The organism is Microbispora sp. ATCC PTA-5024, from assembly GCF_000511135.2.
Classification (GTDB): Bacteria; Actinomycetota; Actinomycetes; order Streptosporangiales; family Streptosporangiaceae; genus Microbispora; species Microbispora corallina.
In genome coordinates this window covers 25,983-45,251 of record NZ_KI866523.1, presented here as the reverse complement: position 1 = coordinate 45,251, position 19,269 = coordinate 25,983, and the positions used below count along the sequence as shown (strand labels likewise).

General features: G+C 72.4%; 18 protein-coding genes. 5 read left to right on the top strand and 13 right to left on the bottom strand.

Features of this window, described 5'->3' with window-relative positions:
- Nucleotides 1–378: 378 nt before the first annotated feature.
- Both bldC and MPTA5024_RS12620 read right to left on the bottom strand, forming a co-directional pair.
- Nucleotides 379–582: a developmental transcriptional regulator BldC gene (gene bldC, locus MPTA5024_RS12625; protein ID WP_013133571.1), complete on the bottom strand. Its 204-nt coding sequence runs from the start codon at nucleotides 580–582 to the stop codon at nucleotides 379–381.
- 320 nt (nucleotides 583–902) lie between these two features.
- The gene (locus MPTA5024_RS12620) at nucleotides 903–1,769 is read right to left on the bottom strand and encodes a hypothetical protein (RefSeq protein ID WP_036324110.1); all 867 of its coding nucleotides are present in this window, start codon (nucleotides 1,767–1,769) and stop codon (nucleotides 903–905) included.
- Between the two features lie 137 nt (nucleotides 1,770–1,906).
- On the opposite strand from MPTA5024_RS12620, the gene MPTA5024_RS12615 reads away from it, so the two are divergent.
- Nucleotides 1,907–3,025, top strand: a complete 1,119-nt coding sequence (locus tag MPTA5024_RS12615; RefSeq protein ID WP_036324107.1) for a Leu/Phe/Val dehydrogenase — start codon at nucleotides 1,907–1,909, stop codon at nucleotides 3,023–3,025.
- A 151-nt stretch (nucleotides 3,026–3,176) separates the two neighbouring features.
- The gene (locus MPTA5024_RS39535) at nucleotides 3,177–3,407 is read left to right on the top strand and encodes a DUF3073 domain-containing protein (protein ID WP_084369665.1); all 231 of its coding nucleotides are present in this window, start codon (nucleotides 3,177–3,179) and stop codon (nucleotides 3,405–3,407) included.
- 175 nt (nucleotides 3,408–3,582) lie between these two features.
- On the opposite strand, the gene purM is transcribed toward MPTA5024_RS39535, so the two are convergent.
- Together purM and purF are read right to left on the bottom strand one after the other, a co-directional pair.
- Nucleotides 3,583–4,608, bottom strand: a complete 1,026-nt coding sequence (gene purM, locus MPTA5024_RS12605) for a phosphoribosylformylglycinamidine cyclo-ligase (RefSeq protein ID WP_036324103.1) — start codon at nucleotides 4,606–4,608, stop codon at nucleotides 3,583–3,585.
- On the bottom strand, nucleotides 4,605–6,041 hold the full coding sequence (gene purF / locus MPTA5024_RS12600) for an amidophosphoribosyltransferase (RefSeq protein ID WP_036324101.1): 1,437 nt from the start codon (nucleotides 6,039–6,041) through the stop codon (nucleotides 4,605–4,607). Before purF ends, purM begins: the two co-directional genes overlap by 4 nt.
- A gap of 165 nt (nucleotides 6,042–6,206) precedes the next feature.
- On the opposite strand from purF, the gene MPTA5024_RS40825 reads away from it, so the two are divergent.
- The gene (locus MPTA5024_RS40825; RefSeq protein WP_157099443.1) at nucleotides 6,207–6,815 is read left to right on the top strand and encodes a hypothetical protein; all 609 of its coding nucleotides are present in this window, start codon (nucleotides 6,207–6,209) and stop codon (nucleotides 6,813–6,815) included.
- Nucleotides 6,816–6,822: 7 nt separating this feature from the next.
- Here MPTA5024_RS40825 and MPTA5024_RS12590 read toward each other — a convergent pair whose 3' ends face one another.
- Nucleotides 6,823–7,263 (bottom strand): sterol carrier family protein, encoded by a 441-nt coding sequence (locus MPTA5024_RS12590; protein ID WP_036324100.1) that lies wholly within the window; start codon nucleotides 7,261–7,263, stop codon nucleotides 6,823–6,825.
- Between the two features lie 17 nt (nucleotides 7,264–7,280).
- On the bottom strand, nucleotides 7,281–8,711 hold the full coding sequence (locus MPTA5024_RS12585; protein ID WP_036324099.1) for an MFS transporter: 1,431 nt from the start codon (nucleotides 8,709–8,711) through the stop codon (nucleotides 7,281–7,283).
- 109 nt (nucleotides 8,712–8,820) lie between these two features.
- Here MPTA5024_RS12585 and MPTA5024_RS44240 point away from each other — a divergent pair, with 109 nt between their 5' ends.
- Entirely contained in the window at nucleotides 8,821–9,516 is a 696-nt protein-coding gene (locus tag MPTA5024_RS44240; protein WP_051458106.1) for a TetR family transcriptional regulator, read from the top strand.
- Here MPTA5024_RS44240 and MPTA5024_RS12575 read toward each other — a convergent pair.
- From MPTA5024_RS12575 to MPTA5024_RS12565, 3 genes are all read right to left on the bottom strand, one after another.
- Nucleotides 9,423–10,874: an MFS transporter gene (locus MPTA5024_RS12575; protein ID WP_036324097.1), complete on the bottom strand. Its 1,452-nt coding sequence runs from the start codon at nucleotides 10,872–10,874 to the stop codon at nucleotides 9,423–9,425. The two genes, MPTA5024_RS44240 and MPTA5024_RS12575, sit on opposite strands and share 94 nt — an antisense overlap.
- A 208-nt stretch (nucleotides 10,875–11,082) precedes the next feature.
- On the bottom strand, nucleotides 11,083–11,751 hold the full coding sequence (locus MPTA5024_RS12570; RefSeq protein ID WP_036324095.1) for a Crp/Fnr family transcriptional regulator: 669 nt from the start codon (nucleotides 11,749–11,751) through the stop codon (nucleotides 11,083–11,085).
- A 97-nt stretch (nucleotides 11,752–11,848) separates the two neighbouring features.
- Nucleotides 11,849–13,993 (bottom strand): adenylate/guanylate cyclase domain-containing protein, encoded by a 2,145-nt coding sequence (locus tag MPTA5024_RS12565; protein ID WP_232326445.1) that lies wholly within the window; start codon nucleotides 13,991–13,993, stop codon nucleotides 11,849–11,851.
- A 207-nt stretch (nucleotides 13,994–14,200) separates the two neighbouring features.
- Between MPTA5024_RS12565 and MPTA5024_RS12560 the strand changes: the two genes are divergently transcribed.
- Nucleotides 14,201–15,058: a hypothetical protein gene (locus MPTA5024_RS12560; protein WP_198167132.1), complete on the top strand. Its 858-nt coding sequence runs from the start codon at nucleotides 14,201–14,203 to the stop codon at nucleotides 15,056–15,058.
- A 158-nt stretch (nucleotides 15,059–15,216) separates the two neighbouring features.
- On the opposite strand, the gene purL is transcribed toward MPTA5024_RS12560, so the two are convergent.
- From purL to purS, 4 genes are all read right to left on the bottom strand, one after another.
- Nucleotides 15,217–17,472, bottom strand: a complete 2,256-nt coding sequence (gene purL, locus MPTA5024_RS12555) for a phosphoribosylformylglycinamidine synthase subunit PurL (RefSeq protein ID WP_036324093.1) — start codon at nucleotides 17,470–17,472, stop codon at nucleotides 15,217–15,219.
- Nucleotides 17,469–18,149 carry a phosphoribosylformylglycinamidine synthase subunit PurQ gene (purQ, locus tag MPTA5024_RS12550; protein WP_036324091.1) on the bottom strand — a complete coding sequence of 227 codons (681 nt, stop codon included), beginning with the start codon at nucleotides 18,147–18,149 and terminating at the stop codon, nucleotides 17,469–17,471. The genes purL and purQ overlap by 4 nt, the downstream gene beginning before the upstream one ends.
- A 194-nt stretch (nucleotides 18,150–18,343) precedes the next feature.
- Nucleotides 18,344–18,793, bottom strand: a complete 450-nt coding sequence (locus MPTA5024_RS12545; protein WP_036324088.1) for an ATP-binding protein — start codon at nucleotides 18,791–18,793, stop codon at nucleotides 18,344–18,346.
- A gap of 172 nt (nucleotides 18,794–18,965) precedes the next feature.
- On the bottom strand, nucleotides 18,966–19,211 hold the full coding sequence (purS, locus tag MPTA5024_RS12540) for a phosphoribosylformylglycinamidine synthase subunit PurS (RefSeq protein ID WP_036324087.1): 246 nt from the start codon (nucleotides 19,209–19,211) through the stop codon (nucleotides 18,966–18,968).
- Nucleotides 19,212–19,269 lie beyond the last annotated feature (58 nt).

The window sequence follows — 19,269 nt, the reverse complement described above, 5'->3', positions numbered from 1 at the left end:
ATCCCTGCCCGAGCGGCGGCGCCCACGTGAGGGAACGGATGGCAGGTGAGGGAACGGGCGCCGTGGCGGCGACGGTCACGCGGAGTCCGGCGGCGGATCACGGTCACGGTACGTGCCGGGACGGCGGACGTGCCGGGCAGGGGGTGCTGCTCCGGGGTGGCGCCGGGCGGTGTCGCCGGGCAGGACCTGCTTGCTGCGCCGGACGGACTCGCCGCTGGGGAGCGCGCACCGGGGCGGCGGGGAGGCGCCGGGCGGGCGGCGCCGGCCCCATATCGTCCCGTGACCCATGGCGGTCACGGGACTGTGGCGGACGCGCTCACATCCATGGCGACGCGAGCGCGCCGGTACTTCCCCCCTGGTGCGGCGACGCTCCCCGTCCTACTCCGACCGCTGCTGCGGTATGCCCGCCAGCAGCGCCCGGACCTCGGTCTCCCGGTAGCGCCGGTGCCCCCCGAGCGTGCGGATGGACGTCAACTTGCCGGCCTTCGCCCACCGAGTGACGGTCTTGGGGTCGACCCGGAACATCGTGGCGACCTCCGCCGGGGTGAGCAGTGGCTCGGCCTCGGGTGTACGAGCTGACATTTGTGCGGCCTCTCCTCCGTGTGGACCGCCGAGAGCGATCCTTGCGACTTGTCTGGCGCTTGTCACGGATGTCCTCAATGATCAAAAACGTGCGGTTTCTAGGATCATTTGCGGCATCACCCGATGTGACCATACAGCCACGTAGTGCGATTGGCGAGCCCTTGGGGCGCAACGTCTCGACCACATGTTGATGTCACGCTGGGTGATTCTAGCGACACGTTTCGTGGTATCGCAGTGAAAACGGCAAACTACTCAGTTCGTAGATGTGAGATCGAACATCCCTTGACCAGAAACTGCAGGTCAGAGACTGGCGATTACGCTCAGTTTGCCGTTTCGAGGGCCTTCACTGATCTCCAGCGGAGGATGACGCGCTGGTACATCGCGTAGGCAAGTTCTTCCTGACCTTTGTCCAAACTCGCGAGGGCGGTCGACACCTCCGCCACGGACTGGTCGCCCTGCAGGGTCTGGTCGTCCATGAGGTGGACGAGGCCGCCGTAGTCGAGCTCCACCAGCGAGTGGGGGTGGAACTCCTCCAGCCAGCGGCCCACCTCCTCGACCTCGCCGAGGGTGGACACCTGGCCCACGTGGCGGCGGATCACGACGAGGGCCCGGGCCACCCGGCGGCGCGCCTGGGCCATCGAGGTGACGTAGAGCATGTTGCGCGGCGGCGCGGTCGTGGTCGGGGCGGCGTGTTCAGCCGACTCCTCCGCGCCCAGCACGAGCCACCGCTCCGCCGAGTCGAAGGGGACGAACCACGAGGTGGGGACCTGCCAGGTGCTCGTCCTGATGTGGGTGCGCAGCGAGGGCTCCCCGCGCTTGAACCGGTCGAAGTCGTCGGCGGTCTGCTCGGCGATGGCCTGCGGCACGAACCGGTGGGCGAGCTTGACCGGCACGCTCCCCCGGAACGTCGTGAACGCGAGCCACGACCGCAGCCTGCTCTGCCAGGGGCAGACGTAGAGCGTGTCCTCGACGCGGCGCAGGTAGGCGTTCGGGCTCTCCCGCTCGGGCGCGGGCAGTGGTGGCACGGACAGCAGCCGGCGGACCGACTCGCCGTGTTCGACCTCCAGCGCGCCGGCCCGCCGGGGGCGGTCGCGGGACTCGGCGTACCGGGCCCACCGCGCCCGGTCCTGAGGGGTGAAAGCGGTCAGCGGCTCGTACACACGGAGATAGGCGGCGTAGGGGAGCACACCAGAATCGTGCCACGCCGCCGCGGGCCTGTGCAGCACCGGGCGCGCTTTCCAAGATCGTTTTGCCATGGGCTGGCTAAGCTGGGAGGGAGTCGTCGCAACGAGGCGGCGACCAGAGACGACCAGGAGTCACCACCGTGACCGACGTCTTCGGGCTCTCCCACAAGGACCCCAGCCCAGGAAGCGACGCGAACCCCGTCCATCCGGGCAGGCACGAGCAGGTCGTGTTCTGCGCCGACGAGCCCAGCGGCCTGTACGCGATCATCGCGATCTACAGCACCGCCCTCGGGCCCGGCCTCGGCGGTACCCGGTTCTACCCCTATGCGAGCGAGCAGGCCGCGCTCGCCGACGTCCTCAACCTCTCCAGGGCGATGGCGTACAAGAACGCGCTGGCCGGGCTCGACCTCGGCGGCGCGAAGGCCGTGATCGTCGGCGACCCCGCGACCGTCAAGAGCGAGGCCCTGCTGCGGGCGTACGGCCGGTTCGTCCAGTCGCTGGGCGGCCGCTACTACACCGCCTGCGACGTGGGCACCTACAGCGAGGACATGGACGTCGTCGCCCGGGAGTGCTCCTACGTCACGGGGCGGACCCCGGAGCACGGCGGCGCCGGCGACTCCTCCATCCTCACGGCCTTCGGCGTGTACCAGGGCATGCGGGCCGCGGCCCGGCACGTGTACGGCACGCCCTCCCTCGGCGGCCGCCGGGTCGGGGTCGAGGGGGTCGGCAAGGTCGGCCACCGCCTGGTCGACCACCTGATCGAGGACGGCGCCGAGGTCGTGATCTGCGACGTGAACGAGGGCGCGGTCGAGCGGGTGGCGCGGCGGCACCCCGGGGTCCACGTGGTGGCCGACGCGGCGACGCTGTCGGCGTCCGACCTGGACGTCTACGCCCCCTGCGCGCTGGGGGGCGCGCTCGACGACGTCACCGTCCCCCGGCTCAAGGCCAAGATCATCTGTGGTGGCGCGAACAACCAGCTCGCCCATTCCGGCGTCGAGAAGCAGCTCGCGGAGCGCGGCATCCTCTACGCTCCCGACTACGTGGTCAACTCCGGCGGGGTCATCCAGGTGGCGGACGAGATCGAGGGGTTCGACATGGCCAGGGCCCGGGCGCGGGCCGCCAAGATCTTCGACACCACCGCGAAGATCTTCGAGATGGCCGAGGAGGAAGGCGTCCCTCCGGGGGCGGCAGCGGATAGGCTGGCAGAGCGCAGAATGTCGGAAGTCGGTCGGCTAAGGGGTATTTGGCTTCGGCGCTGACCGGCGCCGCTCGTACGACGTACCGAGCGGCGCACAAACCAGGTACGGTAATAGGCGAACGAGAGACTGACGCCTGAAGTCAGGTGGCGTCGGTGCGCGGTGCGTTAGTGACGAGGGGTCGGGCACGACCCCGCATGAGGGGGTCGAGCCAATGGGGCGCGGCCGAGCCAAGGCCAAGCAGGTCAAGGTCGCCCGCCAGCTGAAGTACAACAGCGGCGGCACAGATCTTGAGCGCCTGCGCGCGGAGCTCGGAGTCGTGGACGAGGACGATTCCGGCCACAACGACGAGCATGACCCTTACGAAGAGTTGGCTGATCGCTACGCCGACTACGCCGTCGATGACGACGACGATGGCGAGAGCGACCGTCACGGGCGACGTTGATCCGTTCCTGATCACCTGATGACCGTCTCCGGCGGGTCCACAGCCCGGCCGGATGGTCGTCATGTCCCAACCGTCCAGGCGTTCCGGCAGGGCCGGAGCGCCTGGTGGTGTTTCTCCGGCGAGCCGCGCGACCCCGCTCGTCGCCGGACAGCCCGCCCGGCGCCGGGCGGGGTCCCTACCGGAAGACGGCCCGGCCGGTGCCGGGGACGATCTGCCCGAGCACCCACGCGGGCACGTTCCGCTCCTCCAGCAGCGCGAGCGCCCGGTCGGCGTCGGCCTCGGACACGATGGCGCACATGCCCACGCCCAGGTTGAAGGTGCGGTCCATCTCCTCCTGCGGCACGCCGCCGTGCCCCGCCAGGACCTGGAAGATCGGCGGAGGCGTCCAGGAGTCCCGGTCGAGCAGGGCGTCGGCGGTCGGAGGGAGCGAACGGGCCAGGTTGGCCGCGAGCCCGCCGCCGGTGATGTGGGCCATCGCGTGGACCTCGGTCTCCCGGGCGAGCGCCAGGCAGTCGAGCGAGTAGACGCGGGTCGGCTCCAGCAGCTCCTCGCCCAGCGTGCGGCCGAGCTCGGGCACGTCCTGCTCCAGGTCGAGTCCGGCCGTCGCCACGATGTGCCTGACCAGGGAGTATCCGTTCGAGTGGATCCCGCTGGAGGCCAGCCCCAGCACGATGTCCCCCGGCGTGACCCGGTGCGGCCCGAGCATCTCGGACGCCTCGACGACGCCGGTGCCGGCGCCCGCTAGGTCGTACTCGTCCGGGCCCATGGCTCCGGGGTGCTCGGCGGTCTCGCCGCCCACGAGCGCGCACCCGGCGAGGCGGCAGCCCTCGGCCACGCCGCCGACGATGTCGGCGATCCGCTCGGGGACGACCTTGCCGCAGGCGATGTAGTCGGTCATGAACAGCGGCTCGGCCCCGCACACCACGAGGTCGTCGACGACCATCCCGACCAGGTCGATGCCGATGGTGTCGTGCTTTCCGAGACGCTGGGCCAGCATGACCTTCGTGCCGACGCCGTCGGTGCTGGTCGCCAGCAGCGGCCGCTTGTAGCGCAGGAACGCCGAGGCGTCGAAGAGCCCGGCGAAGCCGCTGGCGTCGTCGAGCACCTCGGGGCGGCGCGAGCGGGCGACGCGCGTCTTCATCAGCTCGACCGCGCGGTCACCGGCCTCGATGTCCACGCCGGCGGCGGCGTAGCTCGTCATCGCCGGGCCTCCAGGACGAACTTGCCCACGCGGTCGTCCTCGATCGGGATCGGGTACCGCCCGTCGAAGCACGCCCGGCAGAGCCGGTCGGCCGGCAGCGTGGTGGCCCGGGTCAGCCCCTCGATGGAGATGTACCCGAGGGAGTCGGCGCCGAGCGAGGAGCGGATCTCCTCGACCGACAGGGACCCGGCGATCAGCTCGGCGCGGGTGGCGAAGTCGATGCCGTAGAAGCAGGGCCAGGCGACCGGCGGCGAGGAGATCCGCACGTGGACCTCAATGGCGCCCGCCTCGCGCAGCATCTTCACGATGGCCCGCTGGGTGTTGCCGCGGACGATGGAGTCGTCGACGACGACCAGCCGCTTGCCCTCGATGACCTCGCGCAGCGGGTTGAGCTTGAGGCGGATGCCGAGCTGCCGGATGGTCTGGGACGGCTGGATGAAGGTCCGGCCGACGTAGGAGTTCTTCACCAGGCCCTGGCCGTACGGGATGCCGCTCTGCTCGGCGTAGCCGATGGCGGCGGGCGTGCCGGACTCGGGCGTGGGGATGACGAGGTCGGCGTCCACGGGGTGCTCGCGCGCGAGCTCGCGGCCGACCTCGACCCGCGTGGACTGCACGCCGCGGCCGGCGATGGTCGTGTCGGGACGGGCCAGGTAGACGTACTCGAACAGGCAGCCCTTGGGGTTGGCCTCGGCGAACCGGCGCGAGCGGACGCCCCGCTCGTCGATCGTGAGCAGCTCGCCCGGCTCGATCTCGCGGATCACCGACGCGCCGACGATGTCGAGGGCGGCGGTCTCGGACGCGACCACCCAGCCGCGCTCCAGCCGGCCCAGCACGAGCGGGCGGATGCCCTGGGGGTCGCGGGCCGCGAACAGGGTCGTCTCGTTCATCCAGACGAGCGAGTAGGCGCCCTTGACCTCGGGCAGCAGCTCGGCCGCGACGTCGTCCACCGGGCGCGTGGCGTCCTGCGCGAGCAGGGCGGTGAGCACCTCGGTGTCGGTGGTCGCCCGGATCGCGCCGGGGGCCAGCCGCTCGGCGAGCTGCGCCGTGTTGATGAGGTTGCCGTTGTGGGCGAGCGCCAGCCCGCCGCCGTCGGTCGAGCTCAGCGTGGGCTGCGCGTTCTCCCAGACGCTCGATCCCGTCGTGGAGTAGCGGCAGTGCCCGATCGACAGGTGCCCGCGCAGGGTGCCGAGGATCGACTCGTCGAAGACCTGGGCCACCAGGCCCATGTCCTTGTAGACGAGGATGCGGCTGCCCTCGCTGACCGCGATGCCCGCGGACTCCTGCCCGCGGTGCTGCAGCGCGTAGAGGCCGTAGTAGGTGAGTTTGGAGACGTCCTCCCCAGGAGCCCAGACGCCGAAGACGCCACAGGCGTCCTGAGGTCCGCGGTCCTGAGGGTCGAGGTCATGGCCCAGCCGGCCGTCGCCCTTCAACACGTACCTGAGTCTATTTGGGCATCGCCGCTGCTCGAACCCCCCCATGCCCGGACGGCACCGAAACGATCGACCGCTCTTTACCGTGTCGCCCCTGCTCAGGCGGGGGTTCACGGGAGAGTCTGGGCCTTCCGGCATGCCCGATATTCAGGTACGGGAGTGACCACCGTGGCGACACCCGACGACCCCGACCGGCCCCGCGAGCCGCACGAGGGGCCCGCGCCCGGTGAGGGCGGCCCTCATGAGGAGCCCTCCGGCCCGTACGGCCCGAGGCCGGGAGGACCCACGCCGCCGCCGTACGGCCCGGGGCCGGAGGGACAGACGCCGCCGCCGTACGGCCAGGGCCCCCAAGGCCCTCAGGGGCCTCCGGGCCCGTACGGACAGCCGCCGTACGGGGAGATGCCCCCGCCGCCGCCCGGGACGGCCCGGGGGGTGGGCTGGCCGCCTCCGCCCCCCACGGGCGGCGGGCTCGGCACGGCGTCGCTCGTGCTGGGCGTCTGCGCCTTCGTGCTGCTGTTCGTGTGCGGCGTGGGGACGCTGGTCGCGGTGGTGGGGGCCGTCCTCGGGGCGATCGCCATCGCCCGGAACTCCAATCGCGGCCGGGCCGTCGCCGGGCTCGTGCTGAGCGTGCTGACCCTGGTCCTCGCGGTGGTGCTGGGGGTCCTGATCTACAACTGGTACCAGTCCAGGAACCTCGGCGAATGCCTCGACCCCGTCCGCTACCCCACGAAGGAGGCGGCGCAGCGGTGCCTGGAGGGCAAACTCGGCGGCCCCTGAGACCGCGTCACCGGAGCGGCAGCCACTCCGAGACGTCGGCGCGGGAGCCGCTGGCGGAGATCTTCCCCGCGGCGGTGGCGCCGGCCCAGGTGAGACGGCCGGTGGCCAGCTCCAGCCAGGTGCGGGGGTCGGTCTCGACGACGTTGGGCGGGGTTCCCCTGGTGTGCCGGGGCCCCTCCACGCACTGCACCGCCGCGTAGGGAGGGACGCGCACCTCCACCGAGCGGCCGGGCGCCAGAGCCGCCAGCTCCTCCAGCAGGTGCCGTACGGCGGCCCTGGCGGCCTCGCGGACCGGCGTCAGGCCGGCGTCGTAGGCCGCGAGCACCGCGCGGACGCAGGCGTCCGCCGCGGCGCTGTCGGGGCCGTCGAACGGCGGGCTGTCCAACTCGACGAGCTGGGCGTCCAGCGCGTCCCTCACCTTCCCGGGGTCCAGTCTGCGTGGCGGCACCCGCCCATTGTGTCCCCTCAGGCGATCGGCTCGGCGAGGGCGGGCTCGGCGGCGGGGGACGCGGCGGGCGCGGCCGCCGTCCCGGCGCGGCGCAGCGAGAAGAGGCTGACCGGGACGCCCACGAGCATGATGGCCGCCGCCACCAGCAGCGTGAACTGGTACGCCTCGAGGAACCGGTGCATGGGAGGGCCGGCCACCGCGCTCTCGCGGGCGCTCATGATCGCGCCGAGGATCGTGATGCCGAGGAGCCCGAAGACCTCGCGCGAGACGTTCAGCACGCCGGAGGCGACCCCGGCCCTGGCCGCCGGCATCGCGCCCAGCACGACGTTGGTCAGCGGGACGAGCAGGCCGGCGCCCGCGCCGTACAGGAGGAACCAGGGGAGCAGGTCGAGGTAGCCGCTGCCCTCACCGGCGCCCGACAGGCCGCCGACGGCGACCGCCATCAGGCCGAGGCCCACGGCGACCGTGCGGCCGCTGCCGAACCGCTCGGCGATCCGCGGCGACAGCGTGGCGAGCACGGCCGTGAGCAGCGCCATCGGCACGAAGCCCGCGCCCGCGGCCGTGGGGCTGAACCCGAGCGCGCTCTGCAGGTAGATGGCCGTGAAGAAGTAGATCCCGAACACCCCGAAGGCCCACAGGCCCATCGACAGCAGGCCGCCGCTGAAGACGCGCTCGCGGAAGAGCGTGAGGTCGATCATCGGCTGCGCCACCCGGGACTCGACGACGCCGAACGCGGCCGCGGCCACCGCGGCGAGCGCGAACGAGCCGAGGATCACCGGAGAGGTCCAGCCGCGGGACGCGCCCTCGATCAGCGCGTACGTCAGCGCGAACAGGGCCACCGCGGAGGACGCGAGTCCGGGGAGGTCGAGCCCGGCGCGAGCCCCCGCGTCGCGCCGCACCCGGATCGACCGCAGCCCGACGATCGCGGTGATCACGCCGATCGGGGCGTTGATCAGGAAGATCCAGCCCCAGTCGGCGTTCTCGCTGAGGACGCCGCCGGTGAGCGGGCCGATGGCGAGCGCGAGCGCGCCCACCGCGCTCCAGACGCCGACGGCCGTCCCCCGCTCGCGCGGGTCGGGGAAGATCTTCGGCAGCAGGGCCAGCGACGACGGCGTCAGCAGCGCCGCGCCGACGCCCTGGAGGGCCCGGGCGGCGATGAGCGCCTCCTGCCCGCCCGACAGCCCGGCCGCCACCGACGACAGCGTGAAGACCGCAAGCCCGGCGAAGAACGCGGTCCGCGCCCCGAACACGTCCGCGATCCGGCCGCCCACGAGCAGCAGGCCGGCGAACACCAGGATGTACGCGCTCACGATCCACTCAAGGCCGGAGATCGACAGCCCGAGGTCCCTCTGGATCGTCGGCAGCGCCACGTTGACGACGTTGTTGTCCAAGTAGGTCATGAAGGTCGCGAGCGACACCGCGACGAGCGCCCACCATCTGCCCATCATCAGCTCTCCTCTTGTACGAGGTACATGTACGGCGTACATGTACGGTGCATAGGAGACCTTGTACGGCGTATAGTTGTCAAGTCCCCGGAGGGAACGAGGAGCGGAAGCCATGGGTAATGCGGACAGGCTGACCCGCCAGGCCGTGGTGGAGAAGGCGATCGCGCTCGCGGACGCCCAGGGGCTCGAGGCCGTGACGATCAGACGGCTGGCCCAGGAGCTGGGGGTCACGCCGATGGCCCTCTACTGGCACTTCAAGAACAAGGACCAGCTGCTCCAGGGCGTGGCCGACCACGTGCTTGCCGAGGTGACGCCGGCGATCGACCCCGAGGACCCGTGGGCGGTGCGGCTGCGCGGGATGATCGAGGCGCTCGTGCGGGTGCTGCGCCGGCATCCGCCGCTGGCGGACATCTTCCCGCTGATCGAGAAGGAGGCGGTGCCCAGTTTCGTCCGGGCCACCGAGGCCGCCCTCGACCTGCTGACCCGGGCCGGCTTCGGGCTGAGCGAGGCGTACTTCGTCTCGTCGTACCTCCTGCACGGCACGCTCTCGCTGGTCAAGGCAGAGCCGGGATGTCCCGTGCAGTTCACGCCCGCCGAGGCGGCCGAGTGGCGCAGGCAGAAGCGGCTCATGCTGGAGGCGCTGCCGCCCGACCGGTTCCCCTGCATGGTCGCCTTCGCGGCCACCATCACCGAGGAGCCCGACGTGGACCGGTACTACGCCTTCGGCGTCGACCTGCTCATGGGCGGTGTGGAGGCCATGGCGGCGAACAGGACTCCCAGCACGGCGACCGCGAACAGCACGAGGTAGGTCCGCCGGAAGCCGGCCATGAGCTGTTCCAGCGCGACCGGGGACACCCGCGAGAGCGTCCCCGCGTAGACCTGGCCGCGCAGCCCCGGCGGGACCGCGCCGGTCAGCACGGTCAGCGTGGTGGCCACGCTGAGGACGACCCCGATGTTCATGATCATGACGCGGAAGCCGTTGACCACGCCCAGCGTGCCCGGTGGCAGCGCGGTCATGACCTGCGTGGTGTTGCCGGTCAGGAAGGTCCCGCTGCCGCAGCCCGCGACGAACAGCCCGGTCCCCACGACCCAGTACGGCGTTGCCGGGCCGGCCGACAGCGTGAGGACCAGCAGCCCGCCCGCCGTGAGCAGGCACCCGCCCACCGACAGCGCGTACGGCGAGACGCGGCGGCCGAGGGCGCCCGCGATGGGGGAGGCGATCGTCATGCCGATCGGCACCGGCAGGACGCCCACGCCGGCCGCCAGCGCGTCGACCCCGCGGGCCGCCTGGAAGTAGAGCCCGGCCAGCAGGATCAGCGACGACCGCGCGAGCGCGTTGCCGAACGAGGCCAGGTTGGCGAAGACCAGCATGCGACCCCCGAACAGGGCCAGGTTGAGCACCGGGTTGCGGGCCCGGCGCTCGATCACCAGGAGGAGGGGGCCGAGCGCGAGAGCCAGGACGCCGGCGAACGGCTCGCCCTGGCTGATCGCGATGAGCGCCGCCGACAGCGCGGCGAACACGACGAGGTTCCCCAGCGCGTCCACGGGCTGCCGCGGGCCGGCCGGGGTCCTCCTGAGCACGGCGGCGCCCCAGACGAGGGCGGCCAGGCCGGCGGGCACGTTGATCCAGAAGATCCAGCGCCAGCCCAGCGTCTCGGCGATCAGGCCGCCGAGCGTCGGCCCGGCGAGCTGGGCCACCGACAGCGTCGCCATGTAGACGCCCATCCCCTGGCTGAGCCGGTCGGGCGGGAAGGCGTCCGTGATGATGACCGTGCCGTTCGCCAGGATCATGGCCGCGCCGAGGCCCTGCAGCGCCCGCATGGCGATGACCACGCCGATGCCCGGCGCCAGCCCGGCGAGCAGCGACGCGGTCGTGAAGAGGGCGAAGCCGAGCAGGTAGATCTCCCGCCTGCCGAGCAGGTCGGCCACCCGGCCGAAGAAGACCAGCGTGGCCGTGCTCACCAGCAGGTGGGCCAGCAGCACCCAGCCGGACGCCAGCGGCCCCGCGTCGAAGTGCCGGACGACAGCGGGCAGGGCCACGTTGAGCGTGCTGGAGCTGACGCCGATGAGCACGAGACCGAGCCCGGTGACCGAGCAGACCCGCCAGGCGTACCGGAGGACGGCGGTGCGATCGGGGGAGCCGGATTCCAGGAGGGCGTCGGCCATGCCGTCGATTGTGACGTACGCCGTACGTCCGGATGATCCCGAGGGTCGGCCTGCTTCGCGACGCCCCAGGCCGGCGGGCCGCGCCGGAACGGCCGGGCCCGCGGAACAGGGGTCCGGCCGTGCCGTGGCCGGGGATCGCGGGCCCTGGGATCAGGGGTCAGGGGTCAGCGGGCCCGGGGTCAGGGGCGGGGAGGGCCGGCCGGGGGGGTCAGCGGGCCCGCTTGCGCAGGCCGTCCAGGTCGTAGACGATCACCCGGCGGCGGCCGGTCTCGATGAGCCCGCGGTCGCGCAGCGTCCGCAGCGCCTTGCTCACGGCCTCCCGGGAGGCTCCGGTCCACCCCGCGAGCTCGTCCTGGGACAGCGGGAGCGCCACCCGCACGCCCGCGCTCGTCTGCTCGCCGTACCGCTCGGCGAGCTCCACCAGCCGGGTCGCGACGCGGCCCGTGGTGTCGAACGCGCCGTACTCCACCCGCTTGCGGTCGGCGTCCCGGAGCCTGCCGACGATCAGCCGCATGAGCATGACCGCGACCCGGCCGTGCTCGTTCAGGAAGCCGGAGAAGTCGTGCACGACGAGGCCCTCGATGGGCTCGAGGGCGGTGACCGTCCCCGACCGCGGATCGCCGTCGAGGGCCGACATGTCGCCGAGGAGCGCGCCGGGCCCGCGTACGGCCAGTACGACCTCGGTGCCGCCCGCGGTGTGCGACGACACCTTGACGCGTCCGGAGGTCAGCACGAGGACCCAGTCTCCGGTCTCGCCCTCGTTCATCACGGTCGCCCCGCGCTCCCACCGGCGGGTACGGCCGGCCGTCCGCAGGTCGGCCGCCTCCTCCGGCGTCAGCAGGGCGAGGAACTCGCCGGGTTCCGGCCTGGTGGTCACCCCGTACCTCCCGATCGCGACTGGTGCGTGCCCAGTGTTGGCCTCCGGGCCGCCGCCCGTAAAGCGCGTTTCGCACCCCGGCGGCCCGGCTCGCGGATCAGCCCAGCGCCACCAGGCGGTACGCGTGGACCGTGTTCTCCTTGCCCTTCAGGCTGAGGTCGCCGAGCGACACGACCCGGGCCGGCCCGATCAGGTCGCGGGTGCTCTGGCCGATGACCACCGTGCCCGGCTCGGCCAGGGCCTGCAGGCGGGCGGCGACGTTGACGGCGTCGCCCATCGCGTTGAACCCGCGGAACTCCGGGCTGCCGATGTTGCCCACGAGGGCCGGCCCGGTGTTCACGCCCACCCGGAAGGCGGGCCACTCCACCCGGGACAGGCGGCCCGCCGCCTGCTCGGCGACCACCTCCCGCGACACGCGCGCCGCGGCCTCCTGAAGCTCCAGCGCCGCCTGCGCGGCCCGGGCCGCGTGGTCGGGCTGCTGGGCGGGGGCGTTGAAGAGCGCGAGCATCGCGTCGCCGACGAACTGCACGATCGTGCCGCCGTTGCCGAGGACGCACGGCACGGCCGCCGTGTGGTAGCGGTTGAGCATCTCGACGATCTCGCCGGGGGAGACCCGCTCGGAGAACGTGGTGAACCCCCTCAGGTCGGCGAACAGGGCCGTCACCTCGGTGAGGCTGCCGCCGAGCGCCGCCTGGTCGGGGTCGGCGAGCAGGCCGTTCGCCACGTCGGGGGACATGTACTGGCGGAACAGCGTCTCGATCTCCTGGTAGAGGCGGGCGTTCTCCAGCGCGATCGACATCTGGCCGGCCAGCGTGGCCGCCAGCGCCTCGTCCTGGGCCGTCACGCCCACAGGGACCGACAGGGCCCCGGCGAGCCGTCCCTTGACCGTCAGCGGGTGGACCACGCGGCCGTCCGCGGCGACGACCCGCCCCTCGTCCAGCTCCCGCGCGTCCGGGAAGCCGCCCGCCGGTCCGTCGTACGGGACGAGGCGGCCGCCCCGCACCAGGGCCAGCCGTACGTCGCCGTACGCGCGGCGCACCCGGCCGAGGGCGGCGGACAGCAGGTCGGCCTCGGGCAGGCCCACCCGGGCCTGGCGGCCGACGTCGACCAGCGCGCCCAGCCGCTCCGACAGGTCCCGCTCGGCGGCGAGCGCCGCGCCGGCCCGGTCGAGGACGGCCGCCTGCCCCTCGGTGAGCCGGAAACGCCCGGCCAGGCGGGTGCTGATCGGCGCTCCCGATCGGGTGCCGCCGCGCAGGTGGGCGACGAGTTCCTCCAGCGCGCGCTCGTAGTCGGCCTGGATGCGTCGCGCGGTGGCCGACAGAGCCACGGCGTCGAACAGCCCGCCGGCCGCGCCCTCGCGCCGGAACTGGAGGTACGCGCTGTAGGCCACGAACAGGAAGGCGACGGTCAGCAGCAGGTGCCACTCCCACCACGACAGGTGCCAGTTGCGGTGGGACATCCCCGCGAGCATGGCCTCCGCGAGCAGCGCGTACGCCGTGATGAGGCTGATCAGCACGGCCGCCGGGCGCCTGCGGTGCAGCCGGAACATCATGACGGCCGCCACGACGTACAGGGCGACGCCCACCAGGGCGAACAGGCCGAGCCCGGTGCCGTGGGGCGGGAGCGGCTCGCTGAGCGGGGGCACCAGCGAGGCGACGCCCCAGGCGACCAGGACGAGGCCGAGCCCGGCCCTGAGCGGCGCCTGGGCACGCAGCACCGCGGCGGCGGCGCGCTCGTTGAGCGGGAGCGCGGACACGAAGGCGAACACCGAGGCGATCGCCAGGCCCACCGGCTGGGCGAGGTCGAACCCCACCGTGCCCGTGGGATGGAACACCTGCGGCGTGGACAGGCCGTGGAGGAGGAAGAACCCGGCGCTGGTGAGGAAGACCAGCGAGACGAGCAGCAGGCGGGCGTCGCGCCGCCGCGCCGACGCCCGCCCGATGAGCGCCCCGAGCACGACGTTGACCCCGGCGACGACGAGGATCAGCCAGAAGTGGCCGAGGTTGTCGTGCCACTGCACGTCGATGCCGGGGTGGGCGAGCAGCAGCCACAGGCCGAGCAGCGGCAGGGCCAGGTGCACGGCCCACACGACGCCCCGTACGGGCTGGGTCGCGGGCGGGAGGTACGGCCCGGGTGGCGGGGCCGCACCGGGACGCGCGGGAGCGGCGGCGGGGGCCGCCGGGGGACGGCTCGTCTCCGGGGGAACCGGAGGCACTGACGGCCCGGGGGGTACGGGGGACACGGTCTCCTCCACAGGTCGCTCGGCCTGCCTGCGCGCTGATTATGCCGATGCTGCCGTACGCGGGCCATTCCTTGACTACGCAGGATTACTCGCAGACCCGATGCGTATACGTGATGTTTCGTCCGCCAACCGTCCGGTTCCGTGGCGCGTGAATCACATGTCTTTCATTCGCATCACGCACCTCTGTGCTTAAGAAAGGGATATCCCGTGGCTATCAGGTTGCCGGGCGGGCGCACCGTCGGTCTTGTGACGGCGGGTGCCGTGGTCGGATCGTTGCTCGTGCTGGGCGGTGCGGCGACCGCCTCGTCGGCGAGCGGCACGGTCTTCTACGCCTGCGTGAACAAGTCGACGCGGTACGTGCGTCTGGTCGGCGTGACCACCACGTGCAAGCCGACGGAGTACAAGGTGTCGTGGAACCAGACCGGTCCGCAGGGGCACACGGGCCTGCAGGGCGCGACCGGCCAGCAGGGCCCGCAGGGCCTGCAGGGGAGGACCGGTCCGCAGGGTCCCAAGGGCGCCACGGGCGCGACCGGCCCGGCCGGTCCGCAGGGCCCGAAGGGCGACACCGGCGCGCAGGGCCCGAAGGGCGAGCAGGGACCCAAGGGTGAGACCGGTCCCGCGGGCGCCAAGGGCGAGCAGGGCGAGCGCGGTCCGGCCGGCCCGCAGGGTCTTCAGGGTCCGAAGGGCGACGACGGCAAGACCGGCGCCACCGGACCGCAGGGCCCGAAGGGCGAGCAGGGCGAGCGCGGCCCGGCCGGCCCGCAGGGCCTGAAGGGTGACGACGGCAAGCAGGGTCCCGCCGGACCGCAGGGCCCGGCCGGCCCGGCGGGTTCGGCGACGGTCACCACCCTGTCCGACAGCTTCAACCTGCCGGGCAACGGCGGCACCGAGACCCTGTCGTGCGGCACCGGGAAGATCGCCACGGGTGGCGGCTACGTCGCCAACGGCAACGCCCCCCAGATCACCGCGAGCGCCCCGTACCTGGTCAACGGCAAGGCGACCGGCTGGAGGGTCAGCGGCAAGAACACGACCGGCACCATCTACGTAATCTGCATGACGGCCTGACACACATGCTCGGGTGGCCGGTGGAGCCGGAGGGCTCCGCCGGCAGCGCCCCGCGAACTCGCCGTACGCGACGAGGCGTTGGCGTACGGCGAACAGCGAAGGCCCTTCCGGAGGGGTTACCGGAAGGGCCTTCGTCGTTCTCCGATAGGTGCGCGGCCTCAGCCGAAGATCGCGGGCAGGGCGCCCGTGTGGGCGGCGCGCAGCTCCTCGACGGGGATCTCCAGGACGCCCTCGACCGCGAGTGAGTCCCCGCCCGTGGCGCCGAGGCCGTAACAGGGGACCTCGTGCCGCAGGCACAGCTCGGCGAGCGCGTCGAACGCCTCGGGCCGCACGCACACCAGCGCCCGGGCCGCCGACTCGCTGAACAGGCCGACGAAGGCGTCCTCGCCGGGCAGCGCCACCGAGCAGCCCACGCCCAGGGCGAGGCAGGCCTCGGCGAGGCCGACGGCGAGCCCGCCGTCGGACAGGTCGTGGGACCCCTCCAGCAGCCCGTCGGCCGCGGCGGCGACCAGGACCGACGCCAGCGCCCGCTCGGCAGGCAGGTCGGCCTCCGGCGGCAGCCCGCCGAGGTGGCCGTGCAGGACGTGCGCCCACTCCGAGCCGCCGAGTTCCTCCCGGGTCTCGCCCAGGAGGACGACGCGCAGCCCGGGCGCCGTGAAGCCGGACCGCACCCGCCGGGCGACGTCGTCGATCACGCCGAGCACGCCGACGACGGGCGTCGGGTGGATGGCGGTCGAGCCGGTCTGGTTGTAGAAGGACACGTTGCCGCCGGTCACCGGCACGCCCAGGGTCCTGCAGGCGTCCGCCAGGCCGCGGACGGCCTCGCCGAACTGCCACATGACCTCCGGGTCCTCCGGCGAGCCGAAGTTGAGGCAGTTGGTCACGGCGAGCGGCCGCGCCCCGGTGACGGCGACGTTCCGGTACGCCTCGGCCAGCGCGAGCTGGGCCCCCGTGTACGGGTCGAGCTTGGCGTAGCGGCCGTTGCCGTCGGTGGCCAGCGCGATCCCGCGGGTGGTCTCCTGGGCCCCCGGCATGGCCTCCGAGATGCGCAGCATGCCCGCGTCGGCCGGCTGGGCGAGGACCGTGTTGCCCCGGACGTACCGGTCGTACTGGGAGGTCACCCACTCCTTGGAGCCGAGGTTCGGCGAGCCGAGCAGGGTCAGCAGCGTCTCCCGCAGGTCCGCGGGGCGGGGCAGCCGCTCCGGCCCGTCGGCGTTCAGCGCGGCCTGCCCGGCGGGCTCCCGCAGCGGACGCTCGTACACCGGGCCGTCGTCGGCGGCCGTTCCCGGCGGGATGTCGACGATCACCTCGCCGTCCCACGTCATGACGAGGCGGCCGGTGTCGGTCACCTCGCCGATGACGGTGGCGGGGACGTCCCACTTCTCGCAGATCGCCATGAAGGCGGGGATGTCGTCGGGCGTGACGACCGCCATCATGCGCTCCTGCGACTCGCTCATCAGGATCTCCTCGGGCCGCAGCGTCGGGTCGCGCAGCGGGACGAGGTTGAGGTCGACGCGCATGCCGCCGGTGCCCTTGGCGGCCAGCTCGGTCGTCGCGCAGGAGACGCCGGCCGCGCCGAGGTCCTGGATGCCGACGACCACGTCCGCCTGGTAGAGCTCCAGGCAGCACTCGATCAGCAGCTTCTCCATGAACGGGTCGCCGACCTGGACGGCGGGCCGCTTGGCCTGCGACTCGTCCTCGAACGTGGCCGACGCGAGCACCGAGGCCCCGCCGATGCCGTCGGCGCCGGTGCGGGCGCCGAACAGCACGACCTTGTTGCCCGGGCCGGGGGCGGTGGCGAGCTTGATCTGGTCCTTGCGGAGCAGGCCCACGCACAGGGCGTTGACCAGCGGGTTGCCGATGTAGCAGGGGTCGAAGGCGACCTCGCCGCCGATGTTGGGCAGGCCGAGGCAGTTGCCGTAGTGGCTGATGCCCTCGACGACCCCGGGCAGCACCCGGCGGGTGTCCGGCTGGTCGGCCCCGCCGAAGCGCAGCGCGTCCATCACGGCCACCGGGCGGGCGCCCATCGACATGATGTCGCGGACGATGCCGCCGACGCCGGTCGCGGCGCCCTGGTGCGGCTCGACGTACGACGGGTGGTTGTGCGACTCGATCTTGAAGGTGGCCGCCCAGCCGTCCCCGATGTCGACCACGCCGGCGTTCTCGCCCATGCCGACGAGCAGCGCGTCGGAGTGGGGGGCCTTGGTGCCGAACTGCCGCAGGTGCACCTTGGACGACTTGTAGGAGCAGTGCTCGCTCCACATGACCGAGTAGATGGCCAGCTCGGAGCTGGTGGGCCGGCGGCCGAGGATCTCGCGCACCCGCTGGTACTCGTCCTCCTTCATGCCCAGCTCGGCGTACGGCTGCCGCTCGTCCGGCGTCTGACCGGCGCGCCCGACGGTGTCGAGGGTCATGCGTTCACCAGCCTCTTGAGGATCGAGGTGAACAGGCCGCGCCCGTCCACGCTCGGCGCGCCGGTGAGGTCCTCGACGGCGTGCTCGGGATGGGGCATGAGGCCGACGACGGTCCTGGACTCGTTGGTGATCCCGGCGATGTCGTTGAGCGAGCCGTTCGGGTTGCCGAGGTAGCGGAAGACCACCCGGCCCTCGCGCTCGAGCTCCTCCAGCGTCGCGGCGTCGGCGACGTACCGGCCCTCGCCGTGCTTGATCGGCAGCACGATCTCCTGGCCGGCGGTGAACTCCGTGGTCCACGCCGTGGCCGCGGTCTCGACCCGCAGCCGCTGGTCGCGGCAGATGTAGTGCAGGCCCTCGTTGCGGGTGAGCGCCCCGGGCAGCAGGTGCGCCTCGCAGAGGATCTGGAAGCCGTTGCAGGTGCCGAGCACCGGCAGCCCGGCACGTGCGGCGGGGATCAGCTCGCCCATCAGCGGCGCGAACCGCGAGATCGCCCCGCACCGCAGGTAGTCGCCGTAGGAGAAGCCGCCGGGTAGGAAGACCGCGTCGACTCCCTTGAGGTCGTGGTCGGCGTGCCACAGCGGCACGGCCCGCGCGCCGGCCAGCCGTACGGCCCGCGCGGCGTCCTGGTCGTCAAGTGTTCCGGGGAAGGTGACGACGCCCACCCGGGCGGCGCTCATGCCTCCTCCTCGCCTGCCGGCCCGAAGCCGCGGTCGCGCAGCCAGCTCCGCTCGCTCACGTGTTCCCTCCAAGGCGCACGCCACCGTCCATGGCCGGACGGCGGTCTGTGGCGGTACACCTCAGGGTATCGAAACCATGAGATGGGCCGCCCCGCCGGAAGCGGAGCGGCCCGAGGTCAGAGGGCCATCCGAGGTCAGACGGCGGCCAGCTGCCGGTCGAGCGTGAGATGGTGGGCGATCGCGTCCTCGTCCCAGTCGAGCTCCTTGCTCATCCGCACCGTGGTGCCCCTGCCGGGGGTGATGTCGAAGGAGACGTCGTCGACGACGGCCCGCATGATCAGAATTCCCCGGCCGTTCTCGGCGTCGCCCGGGGGGTACTGCCTGGGGATCGTGTGCAGCCCCTCCCCCCGGTCGGCGACGCGCAGCTCGCAGCGGCCGTTGCCGATGGTGGCCATGACCTCGTACCGATTCGCGGGACCGCCGTGCCGCACCGCGTTGGCGCAGGCCTCGGACGTCGCCAGCAGGATGTCCGACACGCATTCCTCGGTCACGCCGAGCGATCGCAGGGCGTCGCCCACGACTCGGCGGACCATCGGGATGCCGATCGCGTCCCTTGGCATGGCCAGCGAGAACTCAATATCCACCGGACCCCTCCCCGGTGTCGAAGGTCACCAAGGAAGGCTTCCCCTATGAATCAGGGCTAACCGCAAAATCACGTGCCTGTTATTTAGAACACGTCACTGACCTGGGTTTTGGGCAACCCCATGTCCCTTATATGCGGCTATGTCAGTTCTTGGCCGATGTGAAATCGGTCACTCAGCCCTCGACGCGGATCGAGAAGTCCTCGATCACCGTGTTGGCCAGCAGCGTTTCGGCCATCTTTCGGACGTCCGAAAGGGCGGCCTCGTCGGCCGGGCCGTCCAGCTCCAGCTCGAACCGCTTGCCCTGCCGTACGCCGGACACGCCGGAGAAGCCGAGTCGCGGCAGCGCCCGGGCGATCGCCTGGCCCTGCGGGTCGAGGATCTCCGGCTTGAGCATGACGTCGACGATGACGCGCGCCACGATGTTCCTCCAGGTGGGTGGTTGACTCCGTTCAAGACTAGTGCCCGCCCGCGAGGGC

Excerpts from the sequence above, each read along its gene's own strand:
- MPTA5024_RS12585 (WP_036324099.1), bottom strand. The coding sequence starts at position 8,711 with ATGATGGGCAGATGGTGGGCGCTCGTCGCGGTGTCGCTCGCGACCTTC.
- purL (WP_036324093.1), bottom strand. The coding sequence starts at position 17,472 with ATGACCCTCGACACCGTCGGGCGCGCCGGTCAGACGCCGGACGAGCGG.
- purM (WP_036324103.1), bottom strand. The coding sequence starts at position 4,608 with ATGACGAGCTACGCCGCCGCCGGCGTGGACATCGAGGCCGGTGACCGC.
- purQ (WP_036324091.1), bottom strand. The coding sequence starts at position 18,149 with ATGAGCGCCGCCCGGGTGGGCGTCGTCACCTTCCCCGGAACACTTGAC.
- MPTA5024_RS12575 (WP_036324097.1), bottom strand. The coding sequence starts at position 10,874 with ATGGCCGACGCCCTCCTGGAATCCGGCTCCCCCGATCGCACCGCCGTC.
- bldC (WP_013133571.1), bottom strand. The coding sequence starts at position 582 with ATGTCAGCTCGTACACCCGAGGCCGAGCCACTGCTCACCCCGGCGGAG.
- MPTA5024_RS44240 (WP_051458106.1), top strand. The coding sequence starts at position 8,821 with ATGGGTAATGCGGACAGGCTGACCCGCCAGGCCGTGGTGGAGAAGGCG.
- MPTA5024_RS39535 (WP_084369665.1), top strand. The coding sequence starts at position 3,177 with ATGGGGCGCGGCCGAGCCAAGGCCAAGCAGGTCAAGGTCGCCCGCCAG.